The 21,327-nt window shown below is 58.0% G+C and carries 25 protein-coding genes; 6 read left to right on the top strand and 19 right to left on the bottom strand.

Features of this window, described 5'->3' with window-relative positions; translation table 11 throughout:
• The first annotated feature begins 23 nt into the window (after positions 1-23).
• A complete protein-coding gene (locus DYE40_RS07440; protein ID WP_115308502.1) occupies positions 24-497 on the top strand; it encodes an FKBP-type peptidyl-prolyl cis-trans isomerase in 474 nt (157 codons plus the stop codon).
• A gap of 265 nt (positions 498-762) precedes the next feature.
• Here DYE40_RS07440 and DYE40_RS07435 read toward each other — a convergent pair whose 3' ends face one another.
• From DYE40_RS07435 to prfB, 12 genes are all read right to left on the bottom strand, one after another.
• Positions 763-1,572, bottom strand: coding sequence for a competence/damage-inducible protein A (locus DYE40_RS07435; protein ID WP_115308501.1), 810 nt, complete (start codon positions 1,570-1,572; stop codon positions 763-765).
• Between the two features lie 126 nt (positions 1,573-1,698).
• Positions 1,699-1,917 carry a 50S ribosomal protein L31 gene (gene rpmE, locus DYE40_RS07430; protein ID WP_115308932.1) on the bottom strand — a complete coding sequence of 73 codons (219 nt, stop codon included), beginning with the start codon at positions 1,915-1,917 and terminating at the stop codon, positions 1,699-1,701.
• A 134-nt stretch (positions 1,918-2,051) separates the two neighbouring features.
• On the bottom strand, positions 2,052-2,270 hold the full coding sequence (locus DYE40_RS07425; RefSeq protein ID WP_115308500.1) for a SlyX family protein: 219 nt from the start codon (positions 2,268-2,270) through the stop codon (positions 2,052-2,054).
• Complete coding sequence (locus DYE40_RS07420) at positions 2,271-3,638, bottom strand: Na+/H+ antiporter family protein (RefSeq protein ID WP_115308931.1); 1,368 nt, start codon at positions 3,636-3,638, stop codon at positions 2,271-2,273. It abuts the gene before it with no gap.
• Positions 3,639-4,029: 391 nt separating this feature from the next.
• Positions 4,030-4,185 (bottom strand): 50S ribosomal protein L33, encoded by a 156-nt coding sequence (gene rpmG, locus DYE40_RS07415; RefSeq protein WP_003684373.1) that lies wholly within the window; start codon positions 4,183-4,185, stop codon positions 4,030-4,032.
• Positions 4,186-4,216: 31 nt separating this feature from the next.
• Complete coding sequence (gene rpmB / locus DYE40_RS07410; protein ID WP_040659145.1) at positions 4,217-4,450, bottom strand: 50S ribosomal protein L28; 234 nt, start codon at positions 4,448-4,450, stop codon at positions 4,217-4,219.
• A 157-nt stretch (positions 4,451-4,607) separates the two neighbouring features.
• The gene (locus DYE40_RS07405) at positions 4,608-5,357 is read right to left on the bottom strand and encodes a UDP-2,3-diacylglucosamine diphosphatase (protein ID WP_115308499.1); all 750 of its coding nucleotides are present in this window, start codon (positions 5,355-5,357) and stop codon (positions 4,608-4,610) included.
• Between the two features lie 245 nt (positions 5,358-5,602).
• Positions 5,603-6,178: an SMI1/KNR4 family protein gene (locus DYE40_RS07400; RefSeq protein WP_115308498.1), complete on the bottom strand. Its 576-nt coding sequence runs from the start codon at positions 6,176-6,178 to the stop codon at positions 5,603-5,605.
• Between the two features lie 14 nt (positions 6,179-6,192).
• Positions 6,193-6,729 (bottom strand): crossover junction endodeoxyribonuclease RuvC, encoded by a 537-nt coding sequence (gene ruvC, locus DYE40_RS07395; protein WP_115308497.1) that lies wholly within the window; start codon positions 6,727-6,729, stop codon positions 6,193-6,195.
• Positions 6,726-7,022 (bottom strand): GIY-YIG nuclease family protein, encoded by a 297-nt coding sequence (locus DYE40_RS07390; protein ID WP_115308496.1) that lies wholly within the window; start codon positions 7,020-7,022, stop codon positions 6,726-6,728. Before DYE40_RS07390 ends, ruvC begins: the two co-directional genes overlap by 4 nt.
• Positions 7,023-7,123: 101 nt before the next feature.
• Positions 7,124-7,555, bottom strand: a complete 432-nt coding sequence (locus DYE40_RS07385) for a hypothetical protein (RefSeq protein WP_115308495.1) — start codon at positions 7,553-7,555, stop codon at positions 7,124-7,126.
• 103 nt (positions 7,556-7,658) lie between these two features.
• Positions 7,659-8,762 (bottom strand): peptide chain release factor 2, encoded by a 1,104-nt coding sequence (prfB, locus tag DYE40_RS07380; RefSeq protein WP_115308494.1) that lies wholly within the window; start codon positions 8,760-8,762, stop codon positions 7,659-7,661.
• Between the two features lie 160 nt (positions 8,763-8,922).
• On the opposite strand from prfB, the gene lpxB reads away from it, so the two are divergent.
• On the top strand, positions 8,923-10,080 hold the full coding sequence (gene lpxB / locus DYE40_RS07375; protein ID WP_115308493.1) for a lipid-A-disaccharide synthase: 1,158 nt from the start codon (positions 8,923-8,925) through the stop codon (positions 10,078-10,080).
• Between the two features lie 116 nt (positions 10,081-10,196).
• Here lpxB and DYE40_RS07370 read toward each other — a convergent pair whose 3' ends face one another.
• The 3 genes from DYE40_RS07370 to DYE40_RS07360 all read right to left on the bottom strand — a co-directional run bounded on the left by DYE40_RS07370 (position 10,197) and on the right by DYE40_RS07360 (position 12,760).
• Positions 10,197-10,712 (bottom strand): Lrp/AsnC family transcriptional regulator, encoded by a 516-nt coding sequence (locus DYE40_RS07370; RefSeq protein ID WP_115308492.1) that lies wholly within the window; start codon positions 10,710-10,712, stop codon positions 10,197-10,199.
• Positions 10,713-11,494: 782 nt separating this feature from the next.
• Positions 11,495-11,959 (bottom strand): nuclear transport factor 2 family protein, encoded by a 465-nt coding sequence (locus DYE40_RS07365; RefSeq protein WP_115308491.1) that lies wholly within the window; start codon positions 11,957-11,959, stop codon positions 11,495-11,497.
• Positions 11,960-12,103: 144 nt separating this feature from the next.
• Complete coding sequence (locus tag DYE40_RS07360; protein ID WP_115308930.1) at positions 12,104-12,760, bottom strand: NAD(P)-dependent oxidoreductase; 657 nt, start codon at positions 12,758-12,760, stop codon at positions 12,104-12,106.
• Positions 12,761-12,794: 34 nt separating this feature from the next.
• Here DYE40_RS07360 and DYE40_RS07355 point away from each other — a divergent pair, with 34 nt between their 5' ends.
• Positions 12,795-13,826, top strand: coding sequence for a LysR family transcriptional regulator (locus DYE40_RS07355; RefSeq protein WP_244731502.1), 1,032 nt, complete (start codon positions 12,795-12,797; stop codon positions 13,824-13,826).
• A 59-nt stretch (positions 13,827-13,885) separates the two neighbouring features.
• Here the strand turns inward: DYE40_RS07355 and DYE40_RS07350 are convergent, their stop codons facing one another.
• Positions 13,886-14,395, bottom strand: coding sequence for an HPP family protein (locus tag DYE40_RS07350; RefSeq protein WP_115308489.1), 510 nt, complete (start codon positions 14,393-14,395; stop codon positions 13,886-13,888).
• A gap of 79 nt (positions 14,396-14,474) precedes the next feature.
• On the opposite strand from DYE40_RS07350, the gene DYE40_RS07345 reads away from it, so the two are divergent.
• From DYE40_RS07345 to DYE40_RS07335, 3 genes are all read left to right on the top strand, one after another.
• Positions 14,475-15,020 carry a TetR/AcrR family transcriptional regulator gene (locus tag DYE40_RS07345; RefSeq protein ID WP_115308929.1) on the top strand — a complete coding sequence of 182 codons (546 nt, stop codon included), beginning with the start codon at positions 14,475-14,477 and terminating at the stop codon, positions 15,018-15,020.
• An 83-nt stretch (positions 15,021-15,103) separates the two neighbouring features.
• A complete protein-coding gene (locus DYE40_RS07340; RefSeq protein WP_115308488.1) occupies positions 15,104-15,976 on the top strand; it encodes a DUF808 domain-containing protein in 873 nt (290 codons plus the stop codon).
• 53 nt (positions 15,977-16,029) lie between these two features.
• Positions 16,030-16,833 carry a carbon-nitrogen hydrolase family protein gene (locus DYE40_RS07335; protein ID WP_115308487.1) on the top strand — a complete coding sequence of 268 codons (804 nt, stop codon included), beginning with the start codon at positions 16,030-16,032 and terminating at the stop codon, positions 16,831-16,833.
• 295 nt (positions 16,834-17,128) lie between these two features.
• Here DYE40_RS07335 and nuoN read toward each other — a convergent pair whose 3' ends face one another.
• The 3 genes from nuoN to DYE40_RS07320 all read right to left on the bottom strand — a co-directional run bounded on the left by nuoN (position 17,129) and on the right by DYE40_RS07320 (position 21,028).
• Positions 17,129-18,571, bottom strand: coding sequence for an NADH-quinone oxidoreductase subunit NuoN (nuoN, locus tag DYE40_RS07330; RefSeq protein ID WP_115308486.1), 1,443 nt, complete (start codon positions 18,569-18,571; stop codon positions 17,129-17,131).
• Between the two features lie 9 nt (positions 18,572-18,580).
• Positions 18,581-20,101 (bottom strand): NADH-quinone oxidoreductase subunit M, encoded by a 1,521-nt coding sequence (locus tag DYE40_RS07325; protein WP_115308485.1) that lies wholly within the window; start codon positions 20,099-20,101, stop codon positions 18,581-18,583.
• Between the two features lie 615 nt (positions 20,102-20,716).
• Entirely contained in the window at positions 20,717-21,028 is a 312-nt protein-coding gene (locus DYE40_RS07320) for a GIY-YIG nuclease family protein (RefSeq protein ID WP_218564338.1), read from the bottom strand.
• Positions 21,029-21,327 lie beyond the last annotated feature (299 nt).

The raw sequence follows: 21,327 nt of genomic DNA, 5'->3' as shown, positions 1-21,327 counted from the left end.
AAATCCTGTTCCGAAAGACAGCCATGATTAAAAAAGACACCGTTGTCGGCCTGCATTACCAGATGTTTGATGCCGACGACCAGCTCATCGACGAAACCCAACAGCCCATTGTGTATCTGCACGGCGGCTACGACGGCATTTTCCCGCTGGTGGAAGAAGCCTTGCACGAAAAGAAAGTCGGCGACGAAGTGGACATCGTCCTGCAACCGGACGACGCTTTCGGCGAACAGGATCCCTCTCTCGTCCGTATCGAAGCCGCCGATGCCTTCCCTTCCGAAGTGAAGCCCGGCATGATGTTTGAAGCCGATATGCCCGACGGCGATGTGGTCGTGTTCCGCGTTACCGATGTGGCCGAAGGCAAGGTGGTGGTGGACGGCAACCATCCTTTGGCAGGTATGAAAATCCGCTTCAAAGCCAAAGTGGAAAGCATCCGCGAGGCGACCAAGGAAGAAACCGAACACGGCCATGTCCACGGCCCGCAAGGTCATCACCACTAAGCGTTTCCAAACCGTGCAAGCGCATTTCCCTCATCAATAACAATCTGTTTTGAGCGGGATTTGTGTCCGTACCGGCAGTATGAAAAAGGCCGTCTGAAAATATTCAGACGGCCTTTTCCTTTACACATTCCGCTATATGCCGCCAACGGATTTTTATGGTGGAACAAAATAGAAAAGATATAAGGCTGCAAGGCACGGTAACACATTGTTTTTTATTTCGCCCCACTATATTTTCCATGCGTTCCTTTACACAAAATATCCGTTTTCAGACGGCCTCTTGTGCTTCTTCCAACTCCGCACCCAGTTCGCGCAAAACGGCCAGAGCCTGCGCCCAAGCAGTATCGATATGGACACAGGCCCCACCTTCGGCTTTGAGGCCGAACTCGATATGCGGGAGGATATGTGTACCGTCGGCTTCGGTGCGGCCGGTACTGGGCAGGCTGTATGTGCGGATGCCTGCGTAGGTGCGTTCGAGGTCTTCCATCAGGGGAGTAATGCGCGATTCGGGCAGGCCGTAAACGAGGATGGTGCGTTGCGCGGAGGAAATACGGTGGAAGCTGTCGGCATAATGGCTGCGCAACACCCATTCGGCCATGGGGTGCGCCATAACGGGGAATCCGGGCAGGAAGTAGTGGCGCATGAGTGAGAAGCCGGCAATGCCGTTGTAGGGATTGGGGATGGTTTGTGCACCTTGGGGAAAATCGGCCATATGCAGGCGTTGGCGGTGTTCGGGAGAGTCGAGGGCTTCTCCGCGCTTGCGGGTTACGGCTTCAATCAGGGCGGCGGCTTCGGGATGGCGTTCGAGCGGAAGGCCTGCCGCTGCTGCCGCTGCCTGCCGTGTGTGGTCGTCGGGAGTGGCTCCGATGCCGCCGGTTACAAATGCGGGCAAGCCGTCTGAAAAACTGCGGGCAAGCTGTTTGGAGAGTACGGCGCGTTCGTCGGGCAGATATTGGACGAGGCCGAGTCTGAGGCCGTGTGTTTCCAACAGGTTCTTAAAAAAAGGGAAGTGTTTGTCTTGGCGGCTGCCGTGGAGGATTTCGTCGCCGATGATGATGAGGTTAAAGTCGCGGATCATGTTTCCTGCCGTCCGATGGGATTTGCCGTACAAGAGAGGCCGTCTGAAACCAAAGGTTTCGCGTTTTCCGGCTGCCGAATGTGTAAAAAAGACTGCCGGAGCAGTCTTTTTTGGTATTCCGGCAATTTAGCTGCGTTTGAACAGATTGCCGAATTTGCTGTTGAATTTGTCCACGCGGCCGGTGGTATCGACGATTTTCTGGGTGCCCGTGTAGAAGGGGTGGCACTGGGAGCAGACCTCGATGGAGAAGTTTTCTTTTTCCATGGCCGACTGGGTAACAAACTGGTTGCCGCAGGAGCAGGTTACTTTGACTTCGTGGTAATTGGGGTGGATGTTTGCTTTCATTTGTTTGTCCTTTGGGTTGGCGGGCATAGGGGTTGTGCCTATGCTGCAAAAACGACGGGCATCCCTGCCTGTCGGGCAAGCGGCGGATTATTGCGCAACCATTCCGTTTTGGCAAGTTCGGCGCGGAATCTGTGTCAGTAATGCGGCGGAATTTCGTCGCGCAATCCGTATGCTTCCGCACCGTCGCCGCTTTTGTCCTGCATACGGCGGTAAAGCAGCCGGAGCTGGGCCTGCTGCAAATCCAGCGTTTCGCGCATTTGGGCGATGGTGTCGCTGAGACGGGAAATCAGATCTTCCTGCAAGGCCGTCTGAATTTCCAATTCGGTGATGCGGTGTTCCAAATCGTCCGTCATTTACAGCACCATCGCAGCAATCCAGCCGGCAATCATCAGCGGGATATTGTAGTGGATAAAGGTGGGGATGACGGAATCACGGATGTGGTCGTGCTGTCCGTCGGCGTTCAAGCCCATAGTGGGGCCGAGTGTGGAATCGGATGCAGGCGAGCCGGCATCGCCTAATGCGCCGGCCGTGCCGACAATCGCCACGGTAGCCAGCGGCGAAAAACCGAGACTGATACACAGCGGCACATAAATCGCCGTGATAATCGGCAGGGTGGAAAACGACGAGCCGATACCCATCGTTACCAGCAGGCCGACCAGCAGCATGGCAAACGCCGCCATGCCTTTGCTGCCGCCAAACATTTTCATGCTCCCGTCCACCAGCGGCTGTATATCGCCCGTAGCCTGCATCACAGCCGCAAACCCTTGTGCGGCAATCATGATAAAACCAACCATCGCCATCATTTTTATACCCGCACCAAACACATCGTTGGCATCATGGCGTTTGACCACACCCAATGTCATAAACACGGCAAAACCGAGCATCGCGCCCAACAGCAGCGCGTCTTTGTACACCAACTGGATGGCAAAGCACACGGCAATCGCCACACCCGCCACCAGGCTGCGGTAAGACGAAGGCACCGGCTGCTCGGCTGCGGCACGGTTGTCGGCCGCATCAACCCGGTTGTCTTCATACACACGCGGCCTGCGGTAGCGGACAAACGCCAGCAGAAGCCCGGCCACCATACCGAGAGCGGGAATAGCCATCGCCTCCATCACATTGATGTTCTTCACATCCATTCCGGCCGCGTGGATATTGCCCAACAGAATTTCGTTCAGAAAAATCGCGCCGAAACCGTAGGGCAGAAACATATAGGTCGTTACCAAACCGAAAGTCATGACGCAGGCAAGCAGACGGCGGTCGATTTTCAGACGGTTGAATACCAAAAGCAGCGGCGGCACCACCATCGGGATAAAGGCGATATGGATGGGCACGACGTTTTGGCTCATCACGCCCATAGCCAAAAGCAGCATCAGCAGAGTCCACTTCACCGCCCCGCCGCCCGACGCGCTGTTGCGGTTCAACTTGCGCACCACCGCTCCGGCAAGCTGCTGCGGCAGGCCGGAATGGGTAATCGCCATCGCAAACGCACCCAGCATCGCATATGACAGCGCAATCTTCGCACCGCCGGACAAACCGTTTTGAAACACGGTAATAATGCCCTGACGCGACACATTTCCGGCAGCATCGGCCACATCGTCCAGCGGCATCCCCGCCAGCAGGCCGCCGGCAAACGCGCCCACGGCCAGACTCAGCACGACATGCACCCGCGCCACGGACAACACCAGCATAATAACCACCGCAACCACCACGGCATTCAGGTGTCCTGCAACAAAATCCATCTCTACTCCCATGATTTTATTTGATTATATTTGAACAAAATCAGACAGGCCGTCTGAAAAACCATCCGCGGCAAAGCGGAACCCATCCGCACCTGCTTTTGTACCGTTTTTCAGACGGCCTCAATTGTAAACATTTTGCGAATATTAACATATTGTCGCAGCAATACCCACAAAAGACGCACCCGACACCGACACCCAATCGTGCAAAACGGCAGACATCATCAGATACAGGCCGTCTGAAAACCTTTCCCCGCACAGGCTTGCCCCTGCACAGACTGTTTTCAGACGGCCTGTATAGCTATGCAAAGCCGCAAAACAAAACCGTCTCCCGCAAGCGCATGGCTTGCGGGAGACGGCGGCGGAAACCGGATTATTTCAGCTTGGTTTCTTTATAAATAACGTGTTTGCGGGCAACGGGATCGAATTTTTTGATTTCCAGTTTGCCGGGCATGGTGCGTTTGTTTTTGGTCGTGGTGTAGAAATGACCGGTACCGGCACTCGATTCCAGTTTGATTTTGTCGCGCATTGCTGTAATTCCTTATTGAAAATCTTGAAAATCAGGCTTCGCCACGGGCGCGCAAATCGGCCAGAACGGCATCGATGCCCAGCTTGTCGATGGTGCGCAGACCCGCATTGGATACGCGCAGGCGAACCCAGCGGTTTTCACTTTCAACCCAAAAACGGCGTGTTTGCAAGTTAGGCAAAAAACGGCGTTTGGTTTTATTATTGGCGTGCGACACGTTGTTCCCGCTCATCGGGCGTTTTCCGGTCACTTTACAAACTCGTGCCATGATTTAACTCCAAACTTCTGAAAAAATAAAACGCGGTTTATACCACAAAATCCAAGACCGCTTCAAGCGCGTATGCCTTTCTGCGGCAAAACCGCCTTTCAAGCCGCTGAAAATGTGGCTTTTTGCCAACCGCCACACCCTGCCCTGTCTTTTTCTTTCAGACGGCCTCTGCCGGCTTTTCCGGCAGAGGCCGCATTTCGCAGCCTGTTTCCGACACGGCAAGATAGCCGCCGCGTCCGTCGTGCCAGTCGGGCAGGACGCAGCGTGGGACTTCCCGCCCGTCAAATGTATGGTGGTGGATGGCGGGGCGGTGGGTATGGCCGTGGATGACGGCGGCGGCCTGCGGATGGCGTGCTAGGGCGGCACGCACGCCGCTTTCGCTAACATCGGTAATGGCGGAGAGGCCGGTTGCGCCTTTGCGGCGGCGGCTGGCGGCGCGCATATCGGCGGCAATTTTCCTGCGCCATGCCTGCGGCAGCGACAGCAGGATTTTCTGTACGGCTTTGTTGCGCATGATGCGGCGGAAACGCAGATAGGCTTTGTCTTCGGTACACATTTCGTCGCCGTGCGAAATGAGGTAGTTTTTTCCATACAGCGTGATTTCCCGCACTTCGGGCAGCAGGGTCATGCCTGCGGCGGCGGCGTAGCGTTCGCCCAGCAGGAAGTCGCGGTTGCCGCAGATGAAATATACGGGGGCGTGTGCGGAAAAGGCTTTAATCTGCGCCGCCGCTTCCCGTGCCGCCGCGTCTGGCATATCGTCGCCCAACCAGGCTTCAAACAGGTCGCCCAGGATGTAAAGCGCGTCGGTATTGTGCCGCCAGAGTCCGAGGGCTTGGGCGAAGAGACGGTTGAGCTCGGGTGTGTCGTCGGAAAGATGGAGGTCGGCAATGAAGACGGTTTGGCGCATGGCGGGATGGGCGTGGGGAGGCGGACGGCGATTATACCTGTCCTTTGAGGCCGTCTGAAAACGGCGGCGGCAGACTGGATTTGACATAGGCGGCTTTGTCGGTATAATTGCGCCCACATTTCATCGTAAATTCCTTTCATAAATAGGTTCCCCGCAAAATCTTAAGGTTTTGCGGGATTTTTTTGTCTGATTGCTACGTATGAGGCCGTCTGAAAACACATTTTTCAGACGGCCTCATCTGTTTCCTACCAGTTGCCTTCTACATTGTCGCGCCAAAATCCGCTTTCCGTGCTTTGGGTTGCCGCAAGGATTTCCCGCAGCAGGTTTTCCGTCGGATGCTGCCGTATGCGCCCGATGTCCGACGCGGCCATCGAGCGCAGGAAGATCCCGAAACCGCAGGAGACGGTGCGCCATGTCTGCCACGGGTCGTCGGGTAGCATGGCGCAAACCGTGCCGTCGGCGCAGTTTAGGATGTAGGTGTAAGGATCGGACATGGCAAACACAATCAGGTCTTTGGGGCGGTTTGCGCCCTGCCACCATTTGCCGCCCCATTCGTCGGGGCGGTTCCATGCGGCAAGCTCGCGCAGATAGTCGCCGCGACTGCCGAAACGGATGTTGTTGGTTTCAAAATTGCCGAGGTCGTACCGGGATATGATCTCTGCAAACTGCTTGGGAAAACGCACATTCAAAAGGCGTTCGGCTTCGGCGGCTCCCATGCCTGCGTTTTGCTGCGGCAGCAGGCGCATTCCGTTTATGCCTTCCTGTTCCAAAGGCAGGTAGATTTCGTCGAGTTTGCGTCTGAGGGTTTCCAAATCGTCCATGTTTTGTCCTGCCCCTATCTGAACCGCCCGCCTTTGATTTGCAGGCCGTCGGGGTGGAGCTTGGCGGCAAGGCTGTTGTTGCGCAGGGCATGGGTAAGTGCGGCGGCGAGGCCGTCGGCGGCATCGGCCTGCGGGGTGCCGGACAGGCGCAGCATACGTACAACCATGTGCTGCACTTGTTCTTTGGCGGCTTTTCCTTGTCCGACAACGGCTTGTTTGACTTGCAGGGCGGTGTATTCGTATACGGGCAGCCCGTGTATGACCAGGGCGGCAATTGCCGCGCCGCGTGCCTGACCGAGCATAAGGGTGGAGGCGGGATTGGCATTGACGAACACTTTTTCCACGGCGGCCTGTTGCGGGCGGTATTGGGTGATGATGGCGGTAAGGTTTTCAACGATGATGCCGATGCGGCCGGCCAGTTCGTCGCCGGCGATGGTTTTGATGCAGCCGGAGGCGACGTAGTGGTGTTCGCGGCCGATGACATCAATGATGCCGAAGCCGGTGGTGCGGCTGCCGGGGTCGATGCCGAGGATGCGCAGGGGTTTGTTCATGCCGGTTTTTCTGTGTCGGTGGGTGGGACGGCGGTGTGCCAGAGCTGTGTTTTCTGCGCTTTGTTCAGGCGTTTGACTGCCGCTTCGCGTTTTTGCGCCGCGCTTTTGTCGAGGCCGCCGCAGGTAAGGCGCATTTCTTTCGGTTTGTGCATACGGGTGTAGCGTGCGCCGCGTCCGGCGAGGTGGGCGGCGAAGCGTTGCGCGGGGCGGTTGCTGATGCCGCAGTAGAGTGCGCCGTTTTCGCACAGGATGAGGTAGACGCTCCAATCGGCGGCGGACGGGTTCGGGGACATGGTTTGGGCCGTTTGAAAAAGGGAAGAGGCCGTCTGAAAACAGGCAAAGGCGTTGCGGCTGTGCCGGACGCGCGTTTTCAGACGGCCTCTTTGCCGCGTATTTACTTGATGCGGTTTACCGGCAGGGGGACGACGCGGCCGTCGGCCAGGGCAAACCACCAGTAGCCGGTGCGGCCTGCTTCCGTGGCGTGATCCACGCGGCAGAAGGCGAAGGCTTTGTTGTTGATGCAGCCGAAGCTGTGCGGCCGCCAGCTTTCTGGCAGGTGTTGTTTCCATTTTTCCACGTCGCCTTTGGCGGAGGTAACGAGGCGGCAGCCGCCCGTACCACGGCAGACGCTCTGCCATTGCCCGTCTCCTTCGCGCCCGTTCATAACCCATTGTTTGCCGCTGAGGGCAAACTGCATCTGCATGGGGGTGGGGTTTTCGTTTTGGTCGAGCAGGACGTAGTCGCCCTGGTCGGCTGCGGTGAGCGGGGCGGCGGCCAGCTGTGCGGCGGCGGCGAGAGCGAGGAATGCGGCGAGGGTTTTTTTCATAACGTTGCCTTTCTGCTTGGCAGGTTGGTGGGGGAAAGAGGCCGTCTGAACGCGCGGTTTCCGGGCGGCCGGTGCGGCGTTGTTTTCAGACGGCCTTTTGGCATTATACGCCCTGTTTCAGGCTTGCTTCGATGAAGCCGTCGAGGTCGCCGTCGAGGACGGCTTTGGTGTTGCCGACTTCGTGGCCGGTGCGCAGGTCTTTGATGCGGGAGGAATCGAGTACGTAAGAGCGTATCTGGCTGCCCCAGCCCACGTCGGCCTTGCCTTCTTCGAGGGCTTGTTTTTCTTCGTTGCGCTTGCGCATTTCCAGTTCGAACAATTTGGAACGCAGCATTTCCATAACGATGCGGCGGTTTTCGTGCTGCGAGCGGCTGGATTGGGATTGGACGACGATGCCGGTGGGGAGGTGGGTGATGCGCACCGCCGAATCGGTTTTGTTGATGTGCTGGCCGCCCGCGCCGGATGCGCGGTAGGTGTCGGTGCGCAGGTCGGCCGGGTTGATTTCGATTTCAAAGCTGTCGTCCACTTCAGGATAAACGAAAACGGAGGCAAACGAGGTGTGGCGTTTGTTGTTGGAATCGAAGGGGGAATAGCGTACGAGGCGGTGTACGCCGGTTTCTGTGCGCAAAAGGCCGTAGGCGTATTCGCCTTCGACGCGGATGGTGGCGCGGTTGATGCCGGCGATTTCGCCGTCGTCCTCTTCGATGACTTCGAGTTTGAAGCCTTTGCGTTCGGCATAGCGGCTGTACATGCGCAGCAGCATACCCGCCCAGTCTTCGGCTTCGGTGCCGCCCGCGCCGGCGGTAATGTCGATGAAGCAGTTGTTGGGATCGGCGGGCTGGTTGAACATCCGCTTGAATTCCAAATCCGCCATCTGTTTTTCGAGGCCGGCCACGTCGTTTTCGATGGCGGCAAAGCCGGCTTCGTCGTTTTCTTCCACGGCCATTTCGATCAGCATTCTGTTGTCGCCGATGCCGGAGGCGATGCTGTCGAGGGTCAGCACCACGCCTTCGAGGATTTTGCGCTCTTTGCCGATTTCCTGGGCGCGTTTGGGGTCGTTCCAGAGCTCGGGGTCTTCGGAAAGGCCGACCACTTCTTCCAGGCGTTCTTTTTTGCCCTGGTAGTCCATGTAGGCGCGGATGTCCGCGCTGCGCTGTTCGAGATCGTCTAACTGGTTGTTGAGCTGGTTGATGCGTTCGGCTTCCATGATGGTTCTGCTGGTTGAAATAAGGGGCGCATTTTAAAGGATTTGCCTGTGCCGCGCCATTTGCCGCTGCCCGCAGGCCGGCGGCAGCCTTTCAGACGGCCTCTACATCCGTTTTCCAGTACAATGCGCGGCTTTACAAAAACACGCTTTTTCCAAACACATGACAGCCCCCTCCCCCCTTATCGCCCTCTGCGCCGGCGAAGCCTCCGGCGATCTGCTCGGCGCGCATCTGATCGAAGCCATACGCAGCCGCTGCCCGCAGGCGCGGTTTGCCGGCATCGGCGGCGCACGCATGGCCGCACTCGGTTTCGAGAGTTTGTACGAACAGGAAAAACTCGCCGTGCGCGGCTTTGCCGAAGTGGTCAAACGCCTGCCCGAAATCCTGAAAATCCGCAAAGGCCTCACCGCCGATATGCTGCGGCTGCGCCCCGATGTGTTTGTCGGCATCGACGCACCCGATTTCAATCTGCACGTGGAAGGCCGTCTGAAAGCGGCGGGCATCGCCACGGTACACTACGTCAGCCCCTCGGTGTGGGCGTGGCGGCGCGAGCGTGTGGGGCAAATCGTCAAACAGGCCGACCGTGTGCTCTGTCTGTTTCCGATGGAGCCGCAGCTCTACCGCGATGCGGGCGGGCGGGCGGAATTTGTCGGCCACCCGATGGCGCAGACCCTGCCGCTGGAAGCCGACCGCGCCGCCGCCCGCAAACGCATGAAGCTCGATGAGAATATTCCCGTGTTCGCCCTGCTTCCCGGCAGCCGCGTCAGCGAAATCGACTACATGGCACCGGTATTTTTCCAAACCGCCCGCCTCGTGCTGCAACGCCTGCCCGCCGCCCGCTTCCTGCTGCCCGTCGCCACCCACGCCACCCGCGTGCGCCTGCTCGAAATTCTGGCGCGGGAAGAATACAAAAACCTGCCCGTCCAACTGATGACCACCCATACCGACCTGGCCTGCACCGCCGCCGACGCGGTACTCGTTACCAGCGGCACGGCCACGCTGGAAGTGGCTCTGTGCAAGCGGCCGATGGTCATCAGCTACAAAATCTCGCCGCTTACCTACGCCTATGTGAAACGCAAAATCAAAGTGCCGCACGTCGGCCTGCCCAATATCCTGCTCGGGCGCGAAGCCGTGCCCGAACTCTTGCAGGGCAAGGCCAAGCCCGCCCTTTTGGCCGACGCGCTGGTCAAATGGTACGAATCGCCCGAAGAAGCCGCCGCGCTGGCAGACGATTTCCGCGGGCTTCACCTGATGCTGAAAAAAGACACCGCCGCCCTGGCCGCGCAAAACGTGCTGGAAGCGGCAGGCGTGCAGGCGTAAACGCGGAAAGAATACGAGAGGCCGTCTGAAAACAAAGTTTTCAGACGGCCTCTTTAAAATAAATATCCTTAAACGGAAATGTCTTCAAAGCAAAAGCAGATGCGCAAATGCGGCCCTCACACGCCCTCCTGTTCCACAAACACCTCCATCGTTTCCCCGTGCAGATGTCCCAAAGGCAGCGCGGTGGTGTTTTTCAGCTCGTCGAGCACGAAACTCGATTTCGCGTCGCGCACGCCCGGATGCGACAGCAGCACATCCAGCACGAAATGGGAAAACGCGGTCATGTCGGTAAAAAAGGCGTGCAGCAGATAATCGGTTTCCCCCGTCAGCGCGAAGCAGCTCAACACCTCCGGCCAGCCGCGCACCGCCTGTGCGAAATCCCCCCGCGCCGTTACCGATTTGTCGATGGACACGCGGATAAACGCCTGCAAGCCGAGCTTCAAAGCCTTGGGCGAGAGCAGCGCGGCATAGCCCCGGATATAGCCCTCGCTTTCGAGCTGTTTGAGCCGCCGCAGGCAGGGCGAGGGCGACAGGGAAACGCGCTCGGAAAGCTCCACATTGCTCAGCCTGCCGTCGGCCTGCACCACTTGCAGAATCCGCAAATCGGTTTTGTCTATCGTAAACTGCGCCATACTGTTTTTCCTTCATGTTTTTCTGATCGGCGGCACCGTTTTCGTGCCGTGCATGAAATATAAAGTAAATCCGCTTAACGCACAATAGACCAAAATCACGGCTTCATTGGCATAAACCGCTGCAATTTGCCGCTTATTGCGAATATTATTCCCAATCAAAGCAGGCAGACGGAAAAACGTAAAGAACGCCGCCGAAACAGAGGCCGTCTGAAAAACCGTTTTAAGGTTTTCAGACGGCCTCACGCAGCAGAAAACGCGTGCGCCGCTTGGGGCGACACACCCTACGCGGGTTGGGCGCGGGAAAACAGGTAGTCAAAGCAGGGGGTATGGCACGGCCACGCACGCGTCCCGTACCGTCCGAATACTATTTTCAGACGGCCTAATTACCCGATAAAAACGCGTGCGCCGCTTGGGCGACACACCCTGCGCGGGTACGGCACAGGGCAACGGGCAGGCCGTCTGAACAGCAGATTGTGCTTTTTCAGACGGCCTCCGCCGCTAAGGTAGGGTGTGTGGCGCAGCCACGCACGCGGTTGCCGAATTGCAATAAAGATGCGGGCTGAATCCCGCACACGGGCAAGCCGACTCCCTCCCCTGCGCACGCTGTACACACGCGCGGGGGAGGGTTGGGGATGGCGGTTTGCAGAACCGCTTTTCCCGCCGCCAATGCAGCCGGAGCGGCAGCTTCTACCGCCCCTGCCCTCCCGAAGAAACAGAGGCCGTCTGAAAACCCGTTTTAAGGTTTTCAGACGGCCTCTGCCGTGCACGCTGTGTAAAGCGGCTTAAAACACCGAATGTCCGCTGACGGTTTTTTCCGGCACGGGCTGGATGACATCCCAATGCTCGACGATTTTGCCCGCCTTGTCCACGCGGAAAATATCCACTACGGCTTCGCCCCTGTCCTGCGGCGAAGTGCGGCTGAACACGTGCAGCACCACCAAATCGCCCTCGGCAACCACGCGTTTCACTTCGGCACGCGATTGCGGGTTTTCTTTCAGAAACGGGGCAAACGCTTCGACAAACGCCTTGCCGCCGTCGGCCACGGTGGGATTGTGCTGGATGTAGGGTTCGGCAACGTATTTTTTCACGGCCTCTTCGGGCTGGTGTTTGTTAAACGCCAAGTCGTAAAACGCCAATACGTTGGCTTTGTTGCGCTGTAGCCGGCTGTGGCCGTCTTTGGGGGCGGCTTGGGCAAAGCCTGCGGAAAGTGCGGCGGCGGCCAGAATCAGGGTGAAGGTTTTTTTCATTGCGGTGTCCTTTTCGGTTGGTTTTACTCGGTTGGTTTTGCGCTGTGGGAAAACAAGTATTGCAAACGGTATGGCCGGAACGCGGGGCCGTCTGAAAACGCCGTTTGCGGTTTTATCCGTGGTTTTCCGGACAACGGGTGCGCATCATGCTCCGGCCACGGTAAAGCGCGCAAACAGATGCGCCTTGTTTTGCACATCGTCGGCGATGGCGCAGGCGAGGTCGGCCACCGAAATATCGGCGGGCGCGCCGTCGGCATCCAGAAGCACATCGTCTTTTCCTATGCGGTAGCGGCCGGTTTTTTCAAAGCGCACGGGATTGACGGCAAACATGGCGGCGGGCGAGAGAAACGCCCAGTTTACGTCGCGGCGGGGGCGCAGGCCGTCCAGAAGATTGCGGGCGGCATTTGCGCCCGGATAGACTTCTTTCGGAAAGTCGGGCGTATCGACAAGCTGCACGCCGGGTGCGGCGTTCAGGCTGCCCGCGCCGCCGACAATCAGAAGATAGGGCACGGCGGCGGCTTTGGCCGCTTCGGTGATGCTGTTTGCGCCGCGTGTGAAATCCGCCGCCAGATTCGGATTGTCCCAGCCGGGATTGAACGCGCTGACAACGGCATCAAAGCCTGCGAGCCTGCCGGCAAAATCCGCCGCGTTCACATCCGCCGCCACGGCGGTTACATTGTCTGCGCGGAATACTTTTTCGGTGTTGCGGGCAAAGGCCGTTACTTCGTGGCCGCGTGCGGCAAGTTCCATTACGGCGGCGTTGCCGACCAAGCCTGTTGCGCCGATAACTGCGATTTTCATGATGCTGCCTTTCTGTTGTGTTGTTGGAAAATCCATGCCGCGCATTGTATTGGCGATGCCGCCTTATGATAATAGCGTGCAGGCTTATATTTCGATTAAGCTCCGCTTAACAATAAAACGCGCCTGCACGGAAACGGATGCCCCGTTTTCAGACGGCCTCACAAGGAATCCGCCCATGCGCGAAATCAAGCCCCTTTTGGTGTTTGCCACCCTGCTCGAATGCAAAACAATGGCCGCCGCCGCGCAAAAGCTCGGCATGAGTGCACCTGCGGTCAGCCAGCATATCGCCCGTTTGGAACGGGAATACGGCGTGAAGCTGTTCAACCGCAGCACGCGCAGCCTCACGCCCACCGACGCGGGACGCGCCCTGGCCGATTCCTGCCGCCGCCTGCTGCGCTGCACCGACGACGCGTTTGCCCAACTTGCGCAGGTAAACGGCGAAATCGGCGGCGAAATCCGCATCGCCCTGCCCTCGGGCATGGCCGCCCATCCCGCGCTGCACCGCAGCCTCAATCGCCTGCTGCGCGAACATCCCGCCGTGCGTCCCGAGCTGGTGTTCGACGACGACCTGGTCGATTTGCCGCGCGACGGTGCCGACATCGCCCTGCGCGGCGGCGAACACGCGCTCGACGACGAGAATCTGATTGCCCGCCCGCTTGCCCGCCAGCAGCAGTTGGTCTGCGCCGCGCCCGCCTATCTCGCGCGGCATCCCGTGGCTTCGCCGCAGGATTTGTCCGAATGCCGCTGGCTGTATTGCCGCACCGCCCGCCTTTCCATGCGGCGCGGCGCGGATTTTTTCGACCTCGCCGCCGACGGGGAAGGCATACGCTGCAACCGTATCGGCGCGCTGCTCGAACTGGTACGCGCGGGCTTGGGCTTGGCCGTCCTGCCCGCAGGCGATATTGCGGACGACTTGTCCTGCGGCCGTCTGAAAAACGTCCTGCCCGACTGGACGCTGCCCGCCGTGGACGTATATGCGGTAACGCCCTACCGCGTCCAATCCGCCCGCACCAAAGCCGTGCTGCGCATCCTGTCGGAAGAATTTGCCGCAGAAGAGGCCGTCTGAAAACAGCCGGAACAGGCTTTTCAGACGGCCTCGCCGACATCCGGCCCGCACCGCGCGTTTTACCACCAATACGTCGGATAACGCCTGCCCGTACCGCAATTGTTGTAAAGCAAGGCCACGGCAACCAGAATCAGCGAACCCAACAGCGTCGGCATCAGCAGAAAATCCCAAGACGCACCGGCGAGCATCACGATAAACGGGTTCGACCCCGCAGGCGGATGCGGCACGCGCAAAACCAGCATCAGCGCCACCGCCGTTCCCACCGCCAGCGCCATACTCCACCAATGCGCACCGAAAACGGCAAGAAAAACCAGCCCCGTAAGCGAAGCGGCAAAATGCCCGCCGACCACATTGCGCGGCTGGGCAAACGGGCTTTGCGGATAGGCAAACACCAGCAGACAGCTCGCACCGAACGACCCCAAAATCAGTGCCACCGCCAAGCGGTCTTGGGCAAAAGCCACGGCGGCAGCAGCCAGACATGCGCCCAGCCACGCCAAAGCAATGTTTTTCCACGGCAGGCGCGGCGGGCAAAGCTCCGTAGCGGCAAAAAGAGGGTTTTTCACATTCATGATTTTCTCCTGTTACAATAACTATACCGATTGGTATATCAATGTACACCAATCGGTATACAAAAGACAAGGAAAAACCATGGATACCCGCGAAAAAATCATCACCACCGCCTATAACACCTTCTACCGGCACGGATTTCATGCCTGCGGTGTCGAGCTGCTCGCACAACGCTCAGGCGTAACCAAACGCACTCTATACGCCCACTTCGGCAGCAAAGAAGGCTTGGCCGAAGCCGTGCTGGCCTACCGCCACGCACAGTTTATGGACAATATGCGTGCGGCACTCGACCGCCTGCCCCCGGCGCAAACCGTTGAAGCCTATCTGCAATTTATCGTCGATTGGACACAGTCGGAAGATTTCTACGGCTGCCTGTTCATCAACGCCTGCGCCGAATTTTCCGAAAACACCGCCTTGCCCAAGCGCCACGCCGCCGCACACAAACGGGAAATCCGTGCCCTGCTGTTGGCGCGTTTGCAGGAGGCCGGCTTTGCTGAAGCGGAACAAACCGCAGACATGCTGTTTTTGCTGGGTGAAGGCATGATTGTTGCCGCACAAACAGGCCAGGGTGACGCGGTAACAGCACAGCAGGCGGCCGCACAGGCATTGTTGCAGGCGGATTTGTGAGGATGCCACAGCCGAAACAGGCTTTTCAGACGGCCTTTCCCTTATAATCCGCCCTTCCGTCATTCCCTTACAAAGGCTTCATTATGGCTTTCGCTTCCCTTTTCACCCTGCTCGACGACATTGCCTCCGTTCTCGACGATGTGGCGCTGATGACCAAAACCGCCGCCAAGAAAACCGTAGGCGTGGTGGGCGACGACCTCGCCCTCAATGCCGGACAGGTAACGGGCGTGTCCGCCGAGCGCGAGCTACCGGTGGTGTGGCGCGTAACGAAAGGATCGCTGAAAAACAAGCTGATACTGATTCCCGCTGCGCTACTGGTTTCCGCCCTGCTGCCCGCGCTGGTTACGCCGCTGCTGATGATCGGCGGCCTCTTCCTCTGCTTCGAGGGCGTGGAAAAACTGCTGCACAAATTCCTGCACCGCCCCGCCGCAGGCCACTCCCCGCACGCCGTTCCCGACGAATTGGCAAACGAAGACGACAAAATCAAAGGCGCGGTGCGCACCGACTTCATCCTCTCGGCGGAAATCATCATCATCTCGCTGGGCACGCTCGCCCCCGAAGCGACGCTGGCCGACCGTGCGCTGGTGCTGACCGCCATCGGCTTGGGCATGACGGTATTCGTTTACGGGCTGGTGGCCGTTATCGTCAAACTCGACGACTTCGGACTCTTTCTCGCCCGACGCGGCGGCATACTCAAAAGCATAGGCGAAGGACTGGTATCGGCCATGCCGTATCTGATGCGCGGCCTGAGCGCGGCGGGTACGCTGGCGGTATTCCTCGTCGGCGGCGGCATGATCGCCCACAACGCGCCCGTGCTGGCCGACTTCCTGCACCAAATGCATTGGCACGAAGGCTTCGCGGGGTCGCTGGCCTCCCTGCTGACCGGCCTCGCCTCCGGTGCGGCAGCCTGCGCCGTGGTTCTGCCGCTGATGAAGCTCTTCGGCAAAAAACATTGAGGCCGTCCGAACATCCCGATTGAGGCCGTCTGAAACTTTTTACGAAACCTGCCATGCAAAAAATCCGTGCCGCCGTTATCCAAACCGTCTCCTCTGCTCATCCCGAATCCAACATCCGCACCATGCGCCGCCTCGTGCGCCAAGCCGCCGAAGCGGGCGCAGACTGGGCGGTGCTGCCCGAATACTGGCCTCTGATGGGGCATTCCGACAGCGACAAACTCGCCTTGGCCGAACCCTTCGGCGCAGGACGTTTTCAGACGGCCTTAGCCGAAGCTGCCGCCGAATGCCGCCTCATCCTGTTCGGCGGCACCATTCCGCTGCAAAGCGGCGAAACGGGCAAAGTGCTCAACACCCTGCTGACGTACGGACGCGGCGGCGAACTGCTCGGCCGCTACGACAAAATACACCTCTTCGGCTATTCCGGCCTCGGCGAACGCTATGCCGAAGCCGACACCATTCAGGCAGGCGCAAGCGTGCCGCAGCTTGCCGCCGACGGCTGGAAGCTGGCGCAGGGCATCTGCTACGACCTGCGTTTTCCCGAGTTTTTCCGCGCCCAATCCCCTTTCGACGCACTCGTCCTGCCTGCCGCTTTCACTTACACCACCGGCAAAGCGCATTGGGAGCTGCTGCTGCGCGCCCGCGCCGTAGAAAACCAATGCTACGTTCTCGCGGCGGGACAGGGCGGCCGCCACGAAAGCGGCCGCCGCACCTTCGGCCACAGCATGATCATCGACCCGTGGGGCGACATTCTCGCCGTCCTGCCCGAAGGCGAAGGCGTGATTACCGCCGACCTCGACCCCGTACGCCTGTCCAGCGTCCGCACCCGCATGCCCGCACTGGCGCACCGGGTTTTGTAGAGGCCGTCTGAAAAAACAGACGCAACCATCCTGCCAAACGGCAGGCATACGAAATGCCGTCTGAAAAAGTTTCAGACGGCATTCTGCTATTGCGACAAACAGAAATTCCTTGCCTGCCGCAGGACATACCGCCCCGACGGCACACGCACTCCCCTGCAACGCATTCCGTTTTTCCCGCCAATCCCGAAGCCGCATACGCCGCCAAGCGGCATATCCTGCACAACGACAGGCATGAAAGAGGCCGTCTGAAAACCCGTTTCCAGTTTTCAGACGGCCTCCCGCTTTATCCGGACTGTCAGCCCGCCGCAGACTGCACGGCCTGCACGCACCAGTCCATCACGCTCTGCGGCAGGATGCCCCATGCCAAAAGCAGCAGGGCGTTGGCCGACAGCAGCACGTTGGCGGGAATATTGGCGGCGGGCGCACGTTCGCCCTGCGGGTCTTCAAAATAGATGCAGCGGACAACGCGCAGATAGTAAAACGCGCCAACCAGCGACATCACCACGGCAAACACCGACAACCACAGATAGCCTTTGCCCACCAGCATCTGTATTACCTGCAATTTGGCATAGAAGCCGACCAGCGGCGGAATGCCGGCCATCGAAAACATGGTAAGCAGCATCAGGAAGGCATACCAGGCATTGCGCTGGTTCAGCCCGGCCAGATCGCTGATGTTTTCGCATTCGGACGATTCGTTGGAAAGCTGCATCAATACACCAAAGCCGACTAAGGCGGTAAGGACATAGGTCAGCGCGTAGTAGAGGCCGGAAGAGAAGCTGATGCTGCCGCCGAGAAAACCCATCAGCACAAAGCCCATGTGCGATACGGTGGAATAGGCCAGCATACGTTTCATATTGGTCTGCATGATGGCGGCCAGATTGCCGATCAGCAGGGAGGCGACGGAGAGGATGACCAGCATCTGCGTCCAATCGCCGTGTTCGTTGCCCATCGCACCGTACAGGATGCGGGCGGCAAACACGGCAGCAGCCATTTTCGGCGCACTGCCGACGATGGCGGCAACAGAGGTGGGCGCACCCTCGTATACGTCGGGCACCCACATATGGAAAGGCACGGCCCCGAGCTTGAAGGCCACGGCCACAACGACAAACACCAAGCCGAGCTTCATCAGCCACGGGCTTTCAAGGCCGTTGTAGCTGTTGGCAAGGACGGTGGCGAAATCAAGCGACCCGCTTGCGCCGTAAATCATGGAAATACCGTACAGCAGCAGGCCGGAAGCCAGTGCGCCGAGTACGAAATATTTCAGCGCGGCCTCGGCGGAACGGGCGGAATCGCGGCGCAGCGCAATCATGGCATACAGCGAAAGCGAGAGCAGCTCCAAGCCGATATAGGCAACAAGAAAATGCCCCGCGCTGGCCATCACGCTCATACCCAGCAGGCCGAACATCGACAGCGTGTAAAACTCGCCGCTGAATATTTTGCGCGCATTGTTGTACGGCTTGGCATATACGAAAGCAGCGGCCAAAGCGGCATACATTACCGGTTTTGCCAAACGCGACAGGCCGTCTGAAAGATACATATCGCTGAAAATGCTGGACGCTCCGGCGGGAACATAAAACTGCGCCGCCGCCGTCAGAGCCAGCACCAGCAGGCTCAAATAATGGGTAACGCCCCGCCGCTCCTGCGGCAGCCACAAATCAATCAGCAGCACCGCCGACAAGCCGCACAACAGCACGATTTCAGGCAGCGCCGGAAGCAGGTTCAAACTAGTCGTATTCATTCACACACCTCAAATCTTGCTTTGCGCTACTTGTACAATCAAATCATTGGCCGCCTGGTGGATTACCGCAACAAACGGCTCAGGCCACAAACCCATGCCCAACACGGCAACCGCCAGCACCGCCAGAATCACAAACTCGCGGCAGTTGATGTCTTTCATTTCGGCAACGTGCGGATTTTTGATTTCGCCGAAAATCACGCGCTTATACATCCACAGCGTGTAAGACGCGCCGTAAATCAGCGTAACCGCCGCCAGTGCGCCCATAATCAGATTCACTTCCACCGCGCCCATAATCACCATAAATTCGCCCACAAAACCCGAAGTGGCGGGCAGGCCGGCGTTGGCCATGCCGAACAGCATCATAAAGGCAGCAAACTTGGGCATCACGTTCACCACACCGCCGTAGTCGGCGATATTGCGGCTGTGCAGACGGTCGTACATCACGCCGATACACATAAACATCGCCGCCGACACAAAACCGTGCGAAATCATCTGCACCAGCGCACCCTTCAATGCCCAATCGTTCAACTGCCCCAGCGGCCCGCCTGAAAACAGGCCGGTAAAGGCAAACAAACCCAACGTTACGAAACCCATATGGCTGATGGAAGAATAGGCCACCAGTTTTTTCATATCGGTCTGCACCAGCGCCACCATGCCGATGTAAATCACCGCAATCAGGCTCAACACCACAATCGCCGGCGCGAAATAGCGCGATGCGTCGGGCAGAATCGGCAGGATAAAGCGTAAAAAGCCGTATGCACCCACCTTCAGCGTAATCGCCGCCAGCACCATAGAGCCGCCCGTCGGCGCTTCAACGTGCGCATCAGGCAGCCAGGTATGCACCGGCCACATCGGCACTTTCACCGCAAACGACAGGAAAAACGCCACAAACAGAAGCTGCTGCACGCCCAGCGGAATCTGTTTCAGGTTTTGGAAATCGGCAATCATAAAGCTGCCGCCCGCCTGATACGACAGATAAACCATCGCCACCAGCATCAGCAGCGAACCCATCAGCGTATAAAGAAACAGCTTCACCGACGCATACACGCGGCGCGGGCCGCCCCACACGCCGATAATCAGATACAGCGGAATCAGCATGCCCTCGAAAAACACATAAAACAGCAGGGCATCCTGCGCCGCAAACGCGCCGTTAATCAGGCCGCTCATAATCAGAAACGCCGCCATATACTGCGCCGGCCGCTTCTGAATCACTTCACAGCCCGCCAGCACCACCATCAGCGTGATAAAGGCGTTCAGAATGACAAACAGCACCGAAATACCGTCCACGCCGAGCGCGTAATTGATGTTCAGTGCCGGAATCCAGCGGTGGAATTCCTGAAACTGATAGCCGCCGCTCAAACGGTCGAAGCCCGCAAACAGCGGCAGCGTAACCAGAAATCCGGCCAGCGCGCCGATAAGGGCGAGTATCCGCGCCAAAGGCGCACGGCGGTCGGAGCCGGTTGCGAGAACCAGAATACCGGCCGCAATCGGCACCCAGACCGCTAAGCTGAGTAGGTAGTGTGAAAACATAGTGTTAGCCTGTGGTTTGTAAAATAATTCAGTTGGTTTTCGGGTTGGTTTAAAAAATATTTTTCAGACGGCCTCTGGGGTGGTTTCTTGTTGGTGCATATTTTTGTTTTTTCATAATCTTGGTTTATCTGTCATTTCAGGCAGCTTTTTCATATTTTTGTTGGTACATCATTTCAGGCAGACTGCGGCCGTCTGAAAACGGTGTTTGTCCTGCGGCCTGCCGAATTCTTGCCTACCTCATTTTTCAAGCTGTTTAAGACTGCCTGAAACGGTGTTTCTTCTGCTGCCGTCATTCCCGCGCAGGTGGGAATCTTGTTTCCGCTTCAACCGCCGTCTGTTTTAACCACCATTCCCGTTTCCCCGCCAAGATTCCCGCCTGCGCGGGAATGACGGGGTGGAACAGTAATAGCGGGGCGTTTGCGGTCGAAAAGACATCCTGCGTGGTAGCTGTTTGTGGTATTGCAAGCATTCCTCTTTTTTCAGGCAAGGCCTAAGTCAGAAATCTAAACCAGGCCTGCTTTGCCCTGCTCTTTCAGGCTGCCTTTCAGACGGCCTGTTTGTTTTCAGGTAGCCTCATTTCTTAGGCCGCCTTGTCTGTTCGACTTTTCAAACAGCCTAGCGTATCAAACTGTCGAACAAATCCAACCATTCGGGATTCTGCTCTTCTACCAGCCTGATTTTCCATTCGCGCCGCCATTTTTTCAGGGCTTTTTCTCTGGCGATGGCGGCGGGCATATGCTCAAACAGTTCGTACCACACCAAATCATACACACGGTAGCGGGCGGTAAAACCGTCAGGTGCGAGGCCGTTTTTATGCTGCCACACTCTTTCGGGCAAATTCATGGTAACGCCGATATACAGCACGCCGTATCTGCCGCTTGCCATGATGTACACGGCGGGCTGCCTGCTTAACGGGTAGTGGTGCATAGTTGCTTTCTGTCCGCTGTTTTCTATTTTTTGTTTCCAGATGCTTGTTCAAACAACTCTCGTTTTTTCATACATCCTTTGAGAAAGTTTTTATTTTTCATATTTTTATACATCATTTCAGGCAGATTGAGGTCATCTGAAAACAGTATTGTCCCGCAAACAACGTTTGTCCTGCTGCCGTCATTCCCGCGCAGGCGGGAATCTTCTTTCCGCTTCAACCGCCGTCTGTTTTAACCACCATTCCCGTTTCCCCACCAAGATTCCCGCCTGCGCGGGAATGACGGCGGTGCTGGCAAACT

The organism is Kingella potus, assembly GCF_900451175.1.
GTDB classification, from domain to species: domain Bacteria; phylum Pseudomonadota; class Gammaproteobacteria; order Burkholderiales; family Neisseriaceae; genus Neisseria; species Neisseria potus.
This window is presented reverse-complemented; position numbering and strand designations above follow the sequence as displayed.